General features: G+C 56.6%; 15 protein-coding genes. 12 read left to right on the top strand and 3 right to left on the bottom strand.

The window, feature by feature from the left end; translation table 11 throughout:
• Nucleotides 1–35 precede the first annotated feature (35 nt).
• The 4 genes from FrondiHNR_RS03160 (at nt 36) to FrondiHNR_RS03145 (ending at nt 3502) form a co-directional block, all read left to right on the top strand.
• Nucleotides 36–701 (top strand): hypothetical protein, encoded by a 666-nt coding sequence (locus FrondiHNR_RS03160; protein ID WP_279353798.1) that lies wholly within the window; start codon nt 36–38, stop codon nt 699–701.
• 105 nt (nt 702–806) lie between these two features.
• Entirely contained in the window at nt 807–1547 is a 741-nt protein-coding gene (locus tag FrondiHNR_RS03155) for a copper resistance CopC family protein (RefSeq protein ID WP_279353797.1), read from the top strand.
• A gap of 93 nt (nt 1548–1640) precedes the next feature.
• Nucleotides 1641–2243, top strand: a complete 603-nt coding sequence (locus tag FrondiHNR_RS03150; RefSeq protein WP_279353796.1) for a copper chaperone PCu(A)C — start codon at nt 1641–1643, stop codon at nt 2241–2243.
• A gap of 2 nt (nt 2244–2245) precedes the next feature.
• Nucleotides 2246–3502: a Dyp-type peroxidase gene (locus tag FrondiHNR_RS03145; RefSeq protein WP_279353795.1), complete on the top strand. Its 1257-nt coding sequence runs from the start codon at nt 2246–2248 to the stop codon at nt 3500–3502.
• Between the two features lie 68 nt (nt 3503–3570).
• Here the strand turns inward: FrondiHNR_RS03145 and FrondiHNR_RS03140 are convergent, their stop codons facing one another.
• Nucleotides 3571–7233, bottom strand: a complete 3663-nt coding sequence (locus FrondiHNR_RS03140; RefSeq protein ID WP_279353794.1) for a S8 family serine peptidase — start codon at nt 7231–7233, stop codon at nt 3571–3573.
• Nucleotides 7234–7661: 428 nt separating this feature from the next.
• Nucleotides 7662–8465, bottom strand: a complete 804-nt coding sequence (locus FrondiHNR_RS03135) for an RNA methyltransferase (protein ID WP_279353793.1) — start codon at nt 8463–8465, stop codon at nt 7662–7664.
• Nucleotides 8466–9382: 917 nt separating this feature from the next.
• Here FrondiHNR_RS03135 and FrondiHNR_RS03130 point away from each other — a divergent pair.
• The 8 genes from FrondiHNR_RS03130 (at nt 9383) to FrondiHNR_RS03095 (ending at nt 16424) form a co-directional block, all read left to right on the top strand.
• The gene (locus FrondiHNR_RS03130; protein ID WP_279353792.1) at nt 9383–10099 is read left to right on the top strand and encodes a hypothetical protein; all 717 of its coding nucleotides are present in this window, start codon (nt 9383–9385) and stop codon (nt 10097–10099) included.
• Between the two features lie 41 nt (nt 10100–10140).
• Nucleotides 10141–10722 carry a hypothetical protein gene (locus FrondiHNR_RS03125; protein ID WP_279353791.1) on the top strand — a complete coding sequence of 194 codons (582 nt, stop codon included), beginning with the start codon at nt 10141–10143 and terminating at the stop codon, nt 10720–10722.
• Nucleotides 10719–11432 (top strand): hypothetical protein, encoded by a 714-nt coding sequence (locus FrondiHNR_RS03120; protein WP_279353790.1) that lies wholly within the window; start codon nt 10719–10721, stop codon nt 11430–11432. Before FrondiHNR_RS03125 ends, FrondiHNR_RS03120 begins: the two co-directional genes overlap by 4 nt.
• Nucleotides 11429–12103 carry a hypothetical protein gene (locus FrondiHNR_RS03115; RefSeq protein WP_279353789.1) on the top strand — a complete coding sequence of 225 codons (675 nt, stop codon included), beginning with the start codon at nt 11429–11431 and terminating at the stop codon, nt 12101–12103. Before FrondiHNR_RS03120 ends, FrondiHNR_RS03115 begins: the two co-directional genes overlap by 4 nt.
• On the top strand, nt 12090–13553 hold the full coding sequence (locus FrondiHNR_RS03110) for a hypothetical protein (RefSeq protein WP_279353787.1): 1464 nt from the start codon (nt 12090–12092) through the stop codon (nt 13551–13553). Before FrondiHNR_RS03115 ends, FrondiHNR_RS03110 begins: the two co-directional genes overlap by 14 nt.
• On the top strand, nt 13550–14290 hold the full coding sequence (locus FrondiHNR_RS03105; RefSeq protein ID WP_279353785.1) for a hypothetical protein: 741 nt from the start codon (nt 13550–13552) through the stop codon (nt 14288–14290). Before FrondiHNR_RS03110 ends, FrondiHNR_RS03105 begins: the two co-directional genes overlap by 4 nt.
• A gap of 52 nt (nt 14291–14342) precedes the next feature.
• Nucleotides 14343–14873, top strand: a complete 531-nt coding sequence (locus FrondiHNR_RS03100; RefSeq protein WP_279353783.1) for a signal peptidase I — start codon at nt 14343–14345, stop codon at nt 14871–14873.
• A 177-nt stretch (nt 14874–15050) separates the two neighbouring features.
• Entirely contained in the window at nt 15051–16424 is a 1374-nt protein-coding gene (locus FrondiHNR_RS03095) for an NAD(P)/FAD-dependent oxidoreductase (protein WP_279353782.1), read from the top strand.
• Between the two features lie 140 nt (nt 16425–16564).
• Here the strand turns inward: FrondiHNR_RS03095 and rplT are convergent, their stop codons facing one another.
• On the bottom strand, nt 16565–16957 hold the full coding sequence (rplT, locus tag FrondiHNR_RS03090; RefSeq protein WP_279353781.1) for a 50S ribosomal protein L20: 393 nt from the start codon (nt 16955–16957) through the stop codon (nt 16565–16567).
• Nucleotides 16958–16990 lie beyond the last annotated feature (33 nt).

Genomic DNA, 16990 nt, shown 5'->3' with positions numbered 1-16990 from the left:
TTTATAATTAGTATCGTATGGTGAGGGTGACACGAATGAGTAGACAGCGGCGCACAGGCCGCGGTCTGGTGGGCGCCGTCTTTATCACCCTCGTGGCTGCGGTCTCCCACCTAGTCGCGGGCGGCAACGCCCCCTCACCGCTCGGGCTTGCGGGGTCTCTCATCATTGCAATAACCCTGTGTATCCTCTGCGCGGGCACCACCCTCTCACTCTGGCGAACCACGGTTGCGGTGTGCACCAGCCAGGCTCTCTTCCACCTGTTCTTCTCCTACGTCACCGAGCCATCACGGGCGGGCGAGCAGACGCGGGGGCCTCACGACCACTCGCTCAGCCCCGTCTCGATCGCACTCGCTGATGGTACAGTCAACACCACCACGGATGCCCACGGAACCTGGATGTGGGTTGCCCACGCGGGCGCCGCCACCGCGACAATCCTCCTCCTACGTCGAGGAGAATACGCGGTCGAACAGCTTATCCGGCTCACCCGCCTACTCACACGATTCCCCTCGCCCAGTGTTCCCCGGTTGATAATTCTTCCCCGCCGAGCGGGAATTTCCCTCGGCCAACACAACCTCTTCGCCACCGCACGACGGTGGTTCACAACTCTGCGATATCGTGGCCCGCCGCTTACCCTCGCACAAGAGCACAATCACGCGGCAGCGCAGACTGTCTCAACGTTAACAGCGGTGCAGGCCCCCTGAACACCGTATAGGTCTTGAGCGTTTCTGCGTCTCCTGACACCCTCAACCGCAGGGTGGCGCTGAATCAGTCGTCAAAAGCACAGACTAAGAGAAACGAGCTGTTCTGTGAACAATTCACGAGCCTCCTCGCGAGGACGCAAGCCCCTCCACACCGCCACACGCTGGGGCGGAGTGCTGTGTGCCGCACTGGGATTAGTGACGGCTCCCCTCGCGGTTGCTACCCCTGCGCACGCGCACGATCGACTGATTAGTTCCCAGCCTTCCGATAGCGCACAGATTGACGCTGCCCCGGAAAACGTCTCCCTCACGTTCTCCGACACCATACTCAACATCGGCTCTTTGATTCGGGTGACGGATAGTGCAGGCAAAGACTGGATTGACGGTGAACCCTCCCACGATGCTCGCCTGCTCACACAAAAGCTGTTACCGGGCGCGGCGGATGACACCTACACGGTCGCCTGGCGCGTGGTATCCAGCGATGGCCACCCCATCAGCGGGAGCTTCGTTTATACCGTGGGCACCGGCACACCTGAGAGGGGCGATACGACCCCCAGCGCGGTACCACCCGTAGGATCCGAGACAGCACCGGAGACCGAAAAAACATCGGATGCGATGCAAAACACCTCACTTGATGAAGATATTCAGAAATCGCTGCCCAGTGTACTTCGAACCCTGTTCATCGCGCTCCTTGGTGCGGCCATCGCCGTGGGCCTCATGGCTCTTGTGCTGCGAGTTAGCCGCCGCTTCCGCGCTAGCGCGCCTTCCTCCCCGGACGGAACAGATACTTCCGCACACGACGAAGCCCCCTCGCAGAAGCCGACCGACCCTCCAGCGCGTGATAACTAACCCCCCCTCAATCCCCAGGCGCTCACCCTACTATTTTGTCCCGACCGATACGGCCAACCTCGACGTCCCGAAACGTCAGAAAGATACCCACCCATGTTTAAACTTCCCCTATTTCGTTCGAAAAAAATCTCAACCACGGCAGCCCTCACGCTGGGGACTGCAGCCATATTTGCGTTTGCGGGGTGTGCCCCGACAGAAAAGCCGTCCGTCACCCCGGGCGCGGCATCGCAGAAGGTCGGCGAGAGTTCCCTCACCTTTAAAGACGGTTGGATTAAGGCAACCGACGGTGAAATGACGGGACTTTTTGGAGTGTTTGAGAACTCCTCCGATCAGGACATCACCATTTCCTCCGCCACGAGTCCCGTCGCAGGGAGCGTTGAAATGCACGAGGTCGTTCCCGATGAAAACGGAACAATGGTGATGCAGGAAAAAGACGGAGGTTTTATCGTTTCCGCCGGTAAAACACACTCTCTTGTTCCCGGTGCCGATCACATCATGCTCATGGATCTGAACGAAGCTCTTATCCCGGGTGCAACTGCCGAGCTCGCGCTCACACTGAGCAACGGCTCGGTTGTCACCCTCACCCTACCGATCAAGGATTATGCAGGGGCAAACGAAGAGTATGCCCCGGAGGGCAACACCGGTAACACGGATAGCGACGGCACCGATAACAATACACACGGAACCGGTCACTAAACGTGGAAAGCCCTCACCCTTCTCAGGCCGGTGATAGTCGCGGCCTCAGTAGGCGGCACCTTCTTCTCGGAGGTGCCGCCGGGGTTGGTGCCCTCACCGCCGCCGGAGTTGATCTGGCCGTGCAGAACTCGTCGCGGCCACCCAGCAGCTCACCAAACGCGACCCCGGCCTCGCAAGCAATTGACAATAACAGCATCGAACCTTTTTACGGCGTCCACCAGGCGGGAATCGCTACGGAGCCCCAGGCACACGCCAGCTACCTCGCGTTTGACCTGCGACCCGAAACCGATCGCGGCGCCATCAAGAGAATGCTTCGAATACTCACCGACGACGCCATCAAGCTCACCTCCGGCATGGCCGCCCTCGCCGACTCCGAGCCGGAACTTGCCCACATAGCGGCCCGCCTCACCATCACCTTCGGATTTGGCCCGGAACTCGTTCGCCGGGTCGATCCGGGGGCACTCCCCGAGTGGCTGGCACCCCTACCGCAGTACTCGCAAGATCGACTAGAGGATGCCCTCAGCCACGGCGACCTCCTGCTCCACATCGGGGCGGACGACCCGATAACAGTTGCCCACGCCGCCCGCATGGTCGTGAAGGACACCCGCGCCTTTGCCACCCTCCGCTGGACCCAAAACGGATTCCTCCGCGCACGCGGCTCCCAAAAACCGGGTACCACCATGCGTAACCTCTTTGGCCAACTGGATGGAACTTCAAACCCCCGCCCCGGAACGGAAGACTTCGAACGGGTGGTGTGGTCCTCGGGAAAGCCCGCCTGGCTGGTGGGAGGGACTTCCCTGGTCCTGCGCCGAATCTCCATGGACCTCGACAAGTGGGACCGGCTCGACCGTAGCGGCCGCGAGGCTGCCGTGGGCCGCAGGCTCGACAACGGCGCCCCACTCACCGGAGTTCACGAACACGACGAACCCGACTTCACGGCAAAAGACCCCCTCGGCTTCCCCGTCATCTCCGACATCTCGCACCTGCGCCGCGCCCGCTCCGATAATCCGGCAGAGCGCATCTATCGGCGCAGCTACAACTATGACGAACCACCCGCCGCGGGACACGATAGCAACGCCGGCCTGCTCTTCGCCTCGTATCAGGCCAACCCCCTCACCCAATTTGCCCCGATTCAGCGCAGGCTCGACGAACTAGACCTGCTCAATGAGTGGATAACCCACGTGGGCTCGGCGGTCTTTGCGATACCCCCGGGATGCGCCAAGGGCGGGTATGTGGGAGACGCGCTCTTCCCCGCCTAGCCCTAGTAGAGGTCTAGTACAAGTCGTGCCGGTCTTGACACAAAGCCTCCACCACATATGACCCACGGTTACATCCCTTCGACTGCCCATCCCCTTTGTCTCAGGGCCAGCGCGGTATGGCCCAGTGCAATGAGGAGCCCCCCAACGCCCAGTGGTAACAGCGAGTGAGAGGCACCAGTCGTTGCCAGTAAACCGCTTTGAGTGGCCTTGCCATCCGAACTTGTGTTGAGCGCAACCGTATTACCCGAAGGCACGCCCCGATCCCCGAGCGGGCCATCTTCCCCGTGACCATTATCGCTGGGAAGAGTGTTGTCCGGTGTTGCTCCTTCCCCCGGGCTCACTACCGGTTGGATGATTGCGGAGCGAGCACCCGCTCCATTACCGAGGTGCAAAAGCAGTACCTCCGGGGGATCTACCGACTCCGGAGCGCCTCCCTCTAGAGAGTGGTGAGTTATGGAGTGATCAGAACCCAGTGCGTCAAGCCTCCTGTGCACGGGAATAGTACCGCTCTCATCTTTGTAGAGAACGCTCTGCTCACCAAAAGTGCCAAACCAGATTTCTGGATTGAACACGTCAAAACTCACCGTTTCTGTGCTATCCACCACGAAACTTTCTGGATTCTCCGGAGACCGAGGAGCGTAAAGGGAGTTGGTGTAGACGTGGTAGCTGATCTCTGTCTCCCGCGACTCGACGGTGAACCCGAGGGCTCTCAGGGAGACTGGCATGACCAAAACGTTTGTGTCGTTGAGGTTGGTGTATACGTTGCCCTGCATCAGGTTGATCGGTTGAATATCAACGATCTTCTGGGTGGACGATTCAACCGTGTATGCGACGGGAGTATCCACCCAGGTGCCGAATGAACTATACGGTCGCACAAAGGAGTAATAGTCTTCTGTACCGTCCTGGTTGATATCAATCGACACCACCGGGGTGCTATGCGGTTTGAGCGACCCCCACTCCCCCTCAACAACTACCCCAAAGGCTACCGTTCCCTGAGAAGGGTCGGAAAGCTGAGGAGCCGTTGAAGCCGCACCAATCGCCCGGACATTCAGCGAACTCAATGTCTTAAAACTCGGATTATGAGGATCAAAGATGAGCTTATCGTTAGTGACACCAAGCTGTAGCGGTACCAGAGTTGACGCAAAAGCTTCCGAACCTGTGCCCTGGTCAATTCCACGGCCCTCCAGAGACAATGTGCCCGTTGCTGAACCTCTTTCGGGGAACAACAACCCGGTTGCCTTCATATCACTGACCGGCTTGGGCGCGGAGAAAACCGCAACCCTGAGGCTATTGTGTTCGTTAGCGGTTGGTTGAAGTTCCAGCACCCCGGAAGCGTCTGCGACATAGTTTCGGAATATACCCTCCTGCACGGCCTCCATAGTGGGGTCAAGAGTTCGTCGCAGCGCCGTCGGGTCTGGAATGGAGAGGGTGACGGTAATCTTGGCAGACTCCCCTTCCGGAATACTCATGGAACTTGGCGAGACGCTATATGACACACCCGGCATCTGTGTTCTTGCCAGGTACTGAGCCCGATAGTGCGCGGGTGTGGATCCGGAGTTGGTGATCGTGAGCGTGCGGGTCTTGGTCACGGCATCAGCACCAACCTCCACAACCCCGAACGAAGCTGTGACCAAACCTCCGCTGTTATCGGAGGCGACCGTAACCGAGTTCTTTACGGCGTTCAGAACGTCTACCCTACCGGTGCCAGCCCTGGTCGGCGCGTAGGGGATCGGCTCCTTGCCACGCGTTGTAATATCAGTCGTTGCGGTATTGATCAGCTGTGCTTTAATTCGGTCTGCAGACCAGCCGGGATGTGTTTCACGTGTGAGTGCGGCTACACCGGCCACCCAGGGAGATGCCATAGAGGTGCCACTCATCACCAGACGATCAAATCCGGTGGCGTGAGCCGCCGAGACGACAGCAAATCCGGGGGCTGAAATATCCGGTTTTACGATGCCATTATGAGAACCGTGTTCGCCTCTTGATGAGTACGGGACCAACACGTCAACTTTTGAGGGGTCCAGACTCTGTAAGGTGTTTGCACCAGCCACGTCCAGGCGAATCACCAGTGTACCCGCTTCGAGCGCCCCCCGAAGAGCGACCGTGGCAGAGTGGGTAATCTGTGCACCGGGGATAAGCTCATTACCGGTAATCCTGTCATCAAAGTTATCCAGTGTTGAGGTGAGGATAACCCCCACGGCTCCGGCCGCTGCAGCGTTGTCAAACCGCACATCAGCACCACAGGTGATGCTACTCTCATCCCATTCCAGCCAGACAATTTTTTTGGAAACGGCCACCGCATCCGAGGCTGAATAGGGTGAGCAGCCCTCATAGTTCGAGTTGTCAATGAGGGGAGTTACAGGGGCTGTGAGGTTAAAATCTTCAGTAAAATTTCGAGAGAACTTTCCCCCGTACGGCCCGGCCGCCGCAGCGTCGGCAGGCTCAGTGACCGCTATCGCATCCTGCAGTTCACCTCCACTCGCCGAAAGGGCAACCGCCAAGCTCCGCCCTGTATTACCCGGTGAACCCGCAATATCCGTCATGTCACCCGCGTTCCCGGCGGCCATAACCGGTAGAACACCGTGATCCATGAGCGCTTCAAGCATAGCGTTTTCCGGATTATCAACAGCGCCAAAATCTCTACCGAGCGAAAGGTTGACCACATCAATTTTAGTTCCCCGTGCAATCTCTTTACCCACCCACTCAATGGCCGCACCAACAAGGTTCGTGGTGCCGCCTAGGTCACCAAAAACCTTAAGCGCGTATAGCCCAGCCAGGGGCGCGGCTCCCGGGGCTATGTGAAAGTCTTGCAGGAGACTATCGGCGTCAAGCGCTGTGTAGTCTCCACGGAAGGTATTGTGTGCACTATCCACTCCAAACCCAGCAGCGATTCCAGAGACGTGAGTTCCGTGACCCCCTCCAACCCCATCAAGCGGATTTGCATTCGGATCCGGCACCGGATTGAAGTTTGGCGAGGACTGATCAGCGTTATAGGTTGGTCCCGCAAAATCATAGCCGCCTAAGTATTTACTGCCGTCAAAGAGTGCGGGGTCTGGGGCATCCATTGTTGAATTTGCCTCCCGGTAGGCTTCGGGGGTGCCGGGGCCACCAAAAGCAGCGTGTGTGTAGTCAACACCCGAGTCAATCACCGCGATATTAACCCCCTGACCCGCTTTGCCCGAGTATTTCCAGGCATCTACCGCCCGAGTCAGGATGCTTGAGTGCGCGTTAAACGGGGCCTGCTCCACCGTAGGCTGAGGTATTTCCAGGGTGGGTATCGCCGTTATTCTCACAACATCGTCGCGTTCCGCCAGCTTTTTTACAGACTCAGCGCTGAGGTTAAGGGCAATTCCAGGAACCGTATAGTGGGAGGGGTAGAGAATAGCGGAATCCGGATCTAGCACCGCGGCTTCTTGTGCAAGATTCTCGACCGCCTCCTCAACCTGGTGCACACGCCGCTCGGCGGCGTTCCGTGATTTGGTTGATTTTAGAACACTGAGCGCTCCCTGACCTTTAAGTTGAACAAAGACCGGAATGGGACCGTTAGCCTCTGGTAAGTACAATTGATCAGAAAATTTCCCGGCGTCCGTGAGGGGAAGAGAACCGTGGGACAGGATACTCTGCAACCCTCCATTCTGCTCGGCGCGCGCGGGAGAAAAGAAGCCGGATAGCACCATCGCGCCGGCCAACACAAGCCCAGCGATAGTAGATGTCTTTGACAGTTTCTGCATGTGGGCAACTTCCTTATAATCAGAGCTTTTGAAACACAACAAGACGAACATCACCAATTTGTGCTTAGTTCCCCCATTGCAGTAGACATGTGTAAGAAACTAAAACTTCAATGAAATGGTTACTGCACGACTTTATCTACAATTTTCTACATTCAGAATACTAATTTGATAGCAATAGATATTCTGCGTATTTCACCCACACTTAGCAATAATTCACCCCTGTGGCTATGCCGCACTACTCAACCCGTACCGGTGATTACCTATCTTCTCCGGGGGGCGAAGTTATATAGAGGCTTCACAGTGAGTCCAATCTGATTGTTGAGTTCTCACGTCGCCACGAAGCCAGCCTCTTGCACCTCTTCCTCATCGCAACACTCAGCTAACGGCAAGGCTTGGAGGGGCCGCAAGAGAGGAATCAGGCCATGCCCTCAAGAACCACGCTGCGCAAACGCGCTCTCGTAGAGACAGACCGATGCCGCGGTGGCCAGATTCATAGACTCCGCACTCCCATAGATTGGCACCGTAAACACACGATCAGCCAGGGCAAGCTCCTCGTCGCTGAGCCCGCGAGCCTCGTTCCCAAAGAGCCAAGCGGTGGGCCGTGCCAGGGTTCCGTCCCGGCGAGCCTCTAACAGGCTTTCCCCGCCGGTGTCCGCAGCAAGCACCGTGAGCCCTACCGCCGCGGCCCGGTCACGCACGTCCTCAAGCGAAGCATCGACCGCAACGGGAAGATGAAACAGTGACCCCGTGGTCGAGCGCACTACCTTGGGGTTGTAGAGATCTACGCTGCGCCCGGTGAGGATCACGGCGTCGGCACCCGCGGAGTCTGCCGCACGAATAATAGTTCCGGCGTTACCCGGGTCACGGACCTCCTGAAGGATCACAATGAGTTTAAGATCTTCGGAAAAGATGTCTTTGAGCGCGGTGGGAAACTGGCGACAGATCGCAATAAATCCCTGCGGCGTAACGGTATCGGCCATGGATGCAAGCACCTCTTCGGTGACAAACTCGATCTCGTGCCCCGCCTCTGCCGCGAGGTTTGTGATGTCTTGATGGCGCTCCACGGCGGTGGGGGTACCAAAGAGGTCGCTTAGCAACTCGGGTTTATAGGTGAGCGCCTCACGAACGGCCTGCGGGCCTTCAAGAAGAAAATAGCCCGCTTCCTGGCGCACAGTTTTTTTGGCGAGTCTAGCAATGGAACGAACACGCGGCGAACGGGGATTTTCAAGCATGTTCTCAGTCTAGATGAGCAGGCCTTCCTCAAAGGCTAACCGCGCGGTAGTGCTTGAAGCGCCCGCAGGTGGAATAACTACCTCCACAGTCGCCAGGGGTTGCGATTCGACTTCAGCGCATCCTCATCCGTCTCGCCGCGGCAGGCCTTGCCGCTGACAACCCCACTCCGTTCTCTCCCCAGAGATGGAAAGATTTCCTCTTTGCTCGCATTATTCTCCACACAATTAGGGTGAAGTTTGGTCAATTGAAAAACATTCCAAGAGACGACTCCCCCACAGAAAAAATTATCTCCCACGATAAAAACCCACCCAAATATCAGATCACTTCTCGGTAAAGGCAAACACACACAGGACTACGTGAAAGGCCCTCGATAGGAGCTTGTCTCTGTTTAATGCCAGACAGAGACACCGTCGGAAACCCCCTCACTCACGACAGCTACCAGCAGCCGCACCAACAGTCGATGTCACAAACACAGCCCACAGCCCACAGCGCGTTAAAAACCCGCCCGGGGTGAAAGGCCCCTCAATCAAAGGAAAAAGTCGACATAAAGTCCGTCAACACTTTAAAAATTATGCCGATCACTAATGATCTTAAAAATATTAAATGCAAGGCAATAACCGCAAGACTCTGTGAGATATCAGAAGAATATATAACCCTCACTTTAATAAACATTAGTTTTGCTTATATAAAACCTATGCGACTGAAACCAATAACCCCTTCTGCGTTTACTTCAGATAACTTATGAAGATTAATACACCGAGACAAATTTCTATCAGATTTTAATTTTTAGGCTGATTTAAAAAATATTGAAAAATCACTGATTGAGCACGCCGTAGCAATAAATTACACTTGGATCAAATTTCACAAAGACCTTCCTGGAAACCCCGTAAAACAACACAGATTGTAGAGAGACAACATGTACTCAGCTCACAGCACATCAACTCCCACCGCCCCCCTCCAGCTCCTCGATACTCCACCACCAGTTCCCACCACACAACACCGAAAAGGACGCAAAAGAGCAGTTATCGCCTTGGGAAGTCTCGTGGGAGTGGCAATCCTCGTAACCAGTGCCGTGTTTACAGACTTTGCAAATCTCAACCTTGGCGCTAGCGGCATAGGCACCGACGGGTTCAACTTTCAAGTCGTTGGAACAGATCCCGTGACGGGCGCAATAATTCCTGATACCTGGCAGGAAGCCAACACCCCCGGGGGTGCACCCATCGCTATCGCCGGTGCAAACAGTATTTTTCCGGGCGGTCCTTCGATCTCTGTCGATATTCCCATCCGAAACGACTCAACCAACATTAATTCCGCTGTCACCCTGGGACTTATTCAGCTCGCAGACACGCCAACAGACGTCACTTCCGCAAACTATCTTGCAAGTCTCCGGTTTCAGGTAACCCAGCCAGCAACAAGTCTTAATGGTTCCCCAATTGACTCCGGGGTACAGAGCTTTAGTAATTTTCGAACCCCTCTCACCCTGAACCGCCTCGGCGCGGGTGAGGAGTCATCCGTTAGGGTCACCATCACCCTACTCACCCAAGCAGACTCGGGGTCTACTCACACCGACAACTCGCTTAACGGGCTCAGAGCCTTCCTGCAGGCAAACTTCAACGCCACCTCAATTACCTAACCCCATAGCGCATGCCAACCAAAGATGAGAGGAGGAGGGTTGTGAAAGCACCAATACGTTTCATACTTAGCAGTGGAATCTTCCTCTGCCTCGCAGCCCTCCTCACCTCCGCAATGATTACCCAGTGGCAAAGCAGCAGCGTTCTGCTTCAGGGAGAGCAAAACACCTTGAGAATCGCTGCCATCGGAAACGCACAACTCAATTGGACACCAACAATAGAAGACTGGAACAGACACACCGGCCGCTCCTACACCGTTGAACTCGCGGAGAATTCCATAACGCCTGACCATCCGCTCAAGCTCAGAATGGCAGTGCGCAACGAAAGTCCACTCACCGCAACAAGCATCACACTCTCACTTCGCCCCACTCCAATCCCCGGTAGAAACCCCGCTGATGGAGAATACCTCTTCAACCAGCTAGCTGTCACAGTCAAACAGGGACAGACCACTATCGCACAGGATATCCCCGCAACCCAGCTGGCACATATCTCCCTTCCAGAAACACTCATCTCGGAGGAGTACGCGATACTCGATGTCCAGATTCGACTCACCCCCCAACACGACGAAGAATGGATAGACAAAAAAACCGGGCTGGAATTCCAATTCATCGGGACAAATACATGAACAGGCAATCCGCTCATAGATACCACAAACGTTCATCACACAAAAATCACATTCCGCGCGCCAACCCGCCTCACAAAGACCACACGCCACGCCATACCCGACGCCCCCCACGCGTTCAACGCCACGCAAAGATCTGCGCAGGTATACTCGCTATCGCGGGGCTCCTCCCGGCCACCATCTCAACCACGCTGGCCGCCTTCACCGACACCTCAACCTTTGGCGTTGGTACCGCAGGTGCTATCGGAGGCCGATACGACATCGCACTGATCGACCGCGACGGGAATGTTACCCAGGGGGACAACCCTGCTTACGTAGTGGACACCTCTAACGTAGGACTGATCAACACTATCGGCTCCCCTCGAACCGCCACTTTTGACCTCTCCGTCGTCACGCTCACCGAGGCCTCGGGACCGGTCACACTACAACTGTTTAACGCCTACACAGGAGTCCGGCCGCCAGACCCCGGATACCCCACGGGCGCAGACCCCTATAATGTCGCCCTCTTCACCGTCTCGGTCAACGGCACACCGGTAAGAACCGCACTCACCGCAGCACAAATCAATGCCCAACCGGTGATCCTCAACAATTGGAGACAGAACATTCCCCAAACCGTTACCGTATCAATCAACATGCCGGGGGCCCTTGGAAACCCATACTTTTTCAACCGAACTCTCGCGCTCGGAATCAATTTCAACGGGTCCACCTCATGAACCGGCACACTATTTACCGCCCCAAGCCCACTCTGCTCCTGTGGGGCATCCTTCTCGCAACCGGGCTCAGCGCGGCACCAATCCCCGCAATCGCTGTGGAGAATCCACTACTACACCTCACCCCGGAATCAGTAACCGTTCCCATGCCATTCCCCGGACACTCCTCGTCTTGGGCCCTCAACGCCACCAACCCCGGCAACACCCCCGCAGAAATTTCCCTCGTCCTCACCCACGACCAAGAGCCCCGCCTTCCCGCATGTGAACAAAAAGACTCCATCGATCAGCTACTCCAACTCACCGTCACGGTGAACGGGCAACACACGGCCAACACCACACTGTGTGAGCTGCACAACCGCACCCTCTCGCTCGGTTCTCTACATCCTCAAGAAACAATCGTTATCGATTCAACAGTCTCTCTTCCGAACACCACGGGAAACCAATTTCAAGGAGCATCCCAAACACTAACATTCACCCTCACCGCCACAGCACACACCCCTCAAAAGCCACCGCTCATACCCGGTACACAACCCGACGACGGGCTCGCGTTCACCGGACACGCAAACACACCATTCCTCTTCTGGTTGCTGTTCCTCACACTAGGAGTCGGAACCTACCTCACTATCACGTCGCTTATGCAAAAGAGAAAGGGCAAAAACCATGACTCGCCGTAAGCCTCTCCTCCGCTTCGCTCTCCTCGCCGCTCTCATCGTTACTGTCCCTCTCGGCATAACCTACACTCCCCACAGTTCTGCCGCTTACACCGACAGAGCCACAGCTATCACACCCAGCACCAGCCCAAACGCTCTTCGCACGGCAGGATCAGGATTTAAAGCGACCAACACCTACATCGCCAACACGGGGATGTCGATCCAGACGGACGGAACCCTCTGGGTATGGGGATTCCGCGAGAACGGACTCTCCGGCACAGGCGTGGCTAGCGTGCCCGGCACCGCACCCCCCTCCCGAGTTATTCTTCCCAATGACGGCTATACCGGCCCGGGTGGACAGCGCAGAATTATCAAAGTTGCCGGAGTGAGCCACGACAATTTCTTCCCCTCCAACTTCGACATGACCGGCATAGCAGCCCTCTCACACGACGGAATTGTCTACACCTGGGGCGGCAACCAGGTCAACAACGTCATGGGGCGCCCCGGAACCGGAGCAACCTTCTTCACCCCCGGAAGAGTAAACATACCCACCGGTGACGGCACCGTGGTCGATCTCATTTCCACCGCAGGAGTCTTTATAGCCCTCACCCAAAACGGGGCCGTCTACACCTGGGGCTGGGCACAAGATCATGGCATCACCGGCCAGGGAACACCAACCGCCTCAAGTCCCACCCCCCAACGCATCCTCCAGGGCGCACACTCCATTGGATCAGGCACCTGGAACGGGTGGGCGGTCATGGGAAACAATAACGTTGTGTGGTGGGGCAGAGCAAACGATGGCTACTCTTTTGCGGGTTCTCCTTCTGGCGATAACGTTGTCGGCATTGTGTTTTCTCCTCAGCGCTCCAATACCCTCTCAACGTATGCACAATCAGGCTGCAATAACCCGGGAACTGTCGCTGGCTCCCCCCAGGACACCTGCACGATCCAGACCCTCACCGGCCACTCCTTTGGTAATCAGATGTTTCTCAACACCGGACAAGTCATCACCTGGGGAAATGGGTCTCAGCAGGGAACGGGCCGTGCTAGCAACACACCCGTTGCCAACAATACCCCCACACCTCTCGCACTCCCCGGTAATGTTCGCATCCAAAAGTTCGCCGCCACCCAGGAATATGTCCTGCTCCTCGGAACAAATAACTCGCTCTATATTTACGGACGCTACAGCTTTGCGGGCGGCCCCGACCCCTGGACGGGAGCCATGTCCCGCACTAATCTCCAGACACCGACACAAATTGTTGCCCTGGGCGCAACCGTTACAGACATCGGCGGCTTTGGCTACACGGGAATGGCCCTCACAACAGACGGTCACATGCGCCTCTGGGGCGGGTCAACAAGCGGATCCAACACCAACACACACTCCTCCGTTCGCAATAATTGGGGAGTCAGCACAACACCCCTCGCACCCTCCCAACCCATCACACTATTAAGGCTGCCCGGAGTTGACTCATGAAAAACCACTCGCACCCGGGGCGGCATCGCTCACCCCGTCCAGAAAATTCGCGGAAGTCTCACACCGCCCTGAAGCATAAACGCTCCACACCCCCCGCAGCCAGGTGGCTGTGGATGTCTGCGGGACTCCTCCTCATCCTCGGAATCGGAACCACAGGAGCTACCCGCATTGATAACGCAGCACTCCGGCTCGGAGGCCAAACCGGAATCGGTGCTCCCCCGTTTAGCATCGCCACGGTTCTCCCAGACAACACCATCGCCCACGCCAATCCCGAAGAAAGCCTCACCCTACCCATCCCCGGCAAAAACGCCCTCGTCCCCGGACGCACCATCACGTTCCAAACCACAGTCTTCAACAACACAGAAACTCTCCCCTCTGCAACGCAGGTCTCCGTCATCCCCATAGGAACAGGAGCCGTCGGAAACGCTCCCAACATCACGCCCTTCGTCCGCATCACCATCGTCAACTCCCTCACCAACGAACTCATCGTCGGCAACTCCACCTCCAACCCGCAAGAGGGGGCAACCATACAAAACGCATCAGGAAACCTAGGCACCCTCACCCCCCTCGGATTCCCCGCCCTACCCAACGGAACCCCCCTCACCACACCCCTCCCCCCACAAAGCACCACCACCATCACCGTCATGATTCACCTCAGCAGCTCCGTGACCCCATCCTTCAACGGAGGCCTTACCGCCCTCGCCCTACAGTTCACAGGAACGTCCACCACACCCTAAACCACCGCATCTCACCAAACACCACACTGTCACAAAGAAACCCGTTTACCCTATGCGCACGCTCAGCCTTATCCGGTCCGTCCTTCTCACCCTCTTGGCAATCATCGGCGCCCTCTGTCTCCTCTTCTTTCTCGTCGCCCTTATCTTCCACATCAGGCCGGCAATCGTGGCAACCGGTTCAATGGAGCCGGCAATCCCCACCGGATCCCTGATCCTCGCGCAAAAAACCGCGGCAAGTGAAATACAGATAGGAGACGTTGTTACCACCCAGCGGCTCGATCACGATGGCCTCGTGACCCACCGCGTCGTGGAGGCCAACACAGCCGCCGGCGAAACAACCCTCATCCTCCGCGGAGATGCAAACGACACAAACGACCCTCGCCCCTACACCGTCACCGAGGTATGGAAAACAATATTCGTCATTCCCTACCTCGGCAGCCTCACGGGACTACTCCAAACCCCCCTCGGCCTCATCACCAGCGCCCTAATCATAGGCACAGTTCTCTTCCTCTATTTTCTTCCCCAACGCCACAAAGCACACCCCCAACCCACCACAGACACACCGCAACCCGATCCCCGCTAGAACACCAAAACCCTCCATATGACGGTCGGATGCGGTCGACAGAAAAGCCGATATCCAAGTCCAACGCTAGATCTGCCTCACAGATTCAGGAATAAATGTTACATTGATGTTCCATGATCGGCGAAGAACACCTCTTTAATACTTGAATCGTGACTTACACATCCACAGAAGGATCTTATGCCTAACCTTCCTCTTTTCTCTCGTCGCACCCTGCTAGGCGGTGCAGTTGCCGCCTTTTCGCTTGACGCAGTTTCTGCATGCGCCGATTCAACTCAACAAACCCGAGATGGAAATCGTGTGGTAGTTGTGGGAGCAGGGGTCGCCGGCCTGTCTGCAGCGACAGCCCTGCAGGCCTCAGGAAAAGAAGTCACCGTTCTTGAGGGAAGCTTCCGAAGCGGTGGTCGAGTACACACCACCACGTGGAACGGGCGCACAATCGATCTTGGTGCCTCCTGGATCCATGATCCCCGGGGGAATCCAATCACAGACCTGGCCCGAGCTTCGGGAGCACGACTAATAGAAACGGACCAGGACGATGTTGAGGTTCATCGCTCAAGCGTGTTGCCCGCCCCCACTCTCGATCTCGAGTACTGGAACTCTGCCATTACACAAAGCCTTGCAACACTCAGCTACGAGTCAGAAGACACTTCCATTCTCGATGTTTTGAGAACCCACTCACTATTCGATGACGGTTCTGTATCCGATCGGGCATACGCCAGGTTTGTCCTTGCCGGTATCGTCGAAATAGATACCGCCTCTGATGCCGATATCACATCAGCGAAATTCTTCGTCGATGAAGAGGGGGCAGACGATTTTGGAGGCCGTGACGTGCTCCTCCCCGAGGGGTACAGTGCAGTCTTTGCTCCCATTGCACAAAAACTGGACATTCAGTTCAACGTGACCGTGTCGGCTGTAGAACAGAACAGCTCCGGGGTCAGTTTGACCACGAGCGCGGGCGTCATTACTGCCGACTATGCCGTAGTAACGGTACCGCTCGCGATTCTTCAGGCCGAAAAGATAAGGTTCTCACCAGAACCTGAGCCAGATACTCGAGCGGCCATAGAACGCTTAGGCGTAGGCTGTCTCAGTAAAACTTTCCTGCTCTTTGATAAACCCTTCTGGGACAGCACTCATGACTGGTTTGGGTACGTTGATCCACAGGCTGCTCACTGGTCCGGATGGCTTACGCCTAAGCACGCACACTCAGACGTACTCATGGCGTTTAACGGCGGCACATATGCGCGCGAGCTCGAACGAGCCGACCCGGTTGATGTGGAAGCGGCAGCGGTTGAAGTACTCCGCGACATCCACGGAAACTCAGTTCCGAACCCTACCGCAACAATAACGACTCAGTGGTCAACCGACCCCTTCGCCCTGGGCTCCTACTCTTTTGCACCGGTGGGCGCAACCCGGGAGGATCGGGTCGCACTCACACGCCCTATTGGCGAGCGAGTATATCTGGCGGGGGAAGCAACTGACCAAGACTATCCGTCGACCGTGCACGGCGCCTGGATCAGCGGACTTCGGGCAGCACAACAGCTCACTGCCTAACGCTTTGCTCGCCTCAGCGATTCGATTGTCAACTATACGGACCCGGACGAAGATAAGACGCTATGGGGCGGACTCTCCCGACAATGCGTAAACCCCCTGTCCGCCACGGCAAACAGGGGGTTTACGCACCTTTGAGAGCTCTAGCTCTCAGCAGAAACCTTTGGTGCAGAGGTGTCGGCGGGGAGAGCCGCACGTGCAGCCTCTACCAGAGCGGCAAAGGTTTTGGGCTCATGCACCGCCAGATCGGCAAGCATACGGCGGTCTACCTCAATACCGGCAAGACCCAGACCCTGGATGAGACGGTTATAGGTGAGGCCGTTTGCACGAGATGCGGCGTTGATGCGCTGAATCCACAGGCGACGGAAGTCGCCCTTGCGCTGACGACGGTCACGGTACTGGTACACAAACGAGTGAAGCGTTTGCTCCTTTGCCTTGCGGTACAGGCGTGAACGCTGTCCCCGGTAGCCCTTTGCGCGCTCAAGAATAACGCGACGCTTCTTATGAGCGTTGACGGCTCTTTTTACTCTTGCCATTTCTGGTTTTCCTTTACGTTAAAAATTTGGCTG

Origin of the sequence: Lysinibacter sp. HNR, from assembly GCF_029760935.1 — a bacterium.
Lineage (GTDB): Bacteria > Actinomycetota > Actinomycetes > Actinomycetales > Microbacteriaceae > HNR.
Note: the sequence above shows the minus strand (reverse complement) of the source record. Positions and strands in the feature narration are given on the sequence as shown.

Bases quoted from the DNA above. Each gene is read 5' to 3' on its own strand.
- FrondiHNR_RS03160 (WP_279353798.1), top strand. From the start codon at position 36: ATGAGTAGACAGCGGCGCACAGGCCGCGGTCTGGTGGGCGCCGTCTTT.
- FrondiHNR_RS03150 (WP_279353796.1), top strand. From the start codon at position 1,641: ATGTTTAAACTTCCCCTATTTCGTTCGAAAAAAATCTCAACCACGGCA.
- FrondiHNR_RS03140 (WP_279353794.1), bottom strand. From the start codon at position 7,233: ATGCAGAAACTGTCAAAGACATCTACTATCGCTGGGCTTGTGTTGGCC.
- FrondiHNR_RS03135 (WP_279353793.1), bottom strand. From the start codon at position 8,465: ATGCTTGAAAATCCCCGTTCGCCGCGTGTTCGTTCCATTGCTAGACTC.
- FrondiHNR_RS03130 (WP_279353792.1), top strand. From the start codon at position 9,383: ATGTACTCAGCTCACAGCACATCAACTCCCACCGCCCCCCTCCAGCTC.
- FrondiHNR_RS03120 (WP_279353790.1), top strand. From the start codon at position 10,719: ATGAACAGGCAATCCGCTCATAGATACCACAAACGTTCATCACACAAA.
- FrondiHNR_RS03115 (WP_279353789.1), top strand. From the start codon at position 11,429: ATGAACCGGCACACTATTTACCGCCCCAAGCCCACTCTGCTCCTGTGG.
- FrondiHNR_RS03110 (WP_279353787.1), top strand. From the start codon at position 12,090: ATGACTCGCCGTAAGCCTCTCCTCCGCTTCGCTCTCCTCGCCGCTCTC.
- FrondiHNR_RS03105 (WP_279353785.1), top strand. From the start codon at position 13,550: ATGAAAAACCACTCGCACCCGGGGCGGCATCGCTCACCCCGTCCAGAA.
- FrondiHNR_RS03100 (WP_279353783.1), top strand. From the start codon at position 14,343: ATGCGCACGCTCAGCCTTATCCGGTCCGTCCTTCTCACCCTCTTGGCA.
- FrondiHNR_RS03095 (WP_279353782.1), top strand. From the start codon at position 15,051: ATGCCTAACCTTCCTCTTTTCTCTCGTCGCACCCTGCTAGGCGGTGCA.
- rplT (WP_279353781.1), bottom strand. From the start codon at position 16,957: ATGGCAAGAGTAAAAAGAGCCGTCAACGCTCATAAGAAGCGTCGCGTT.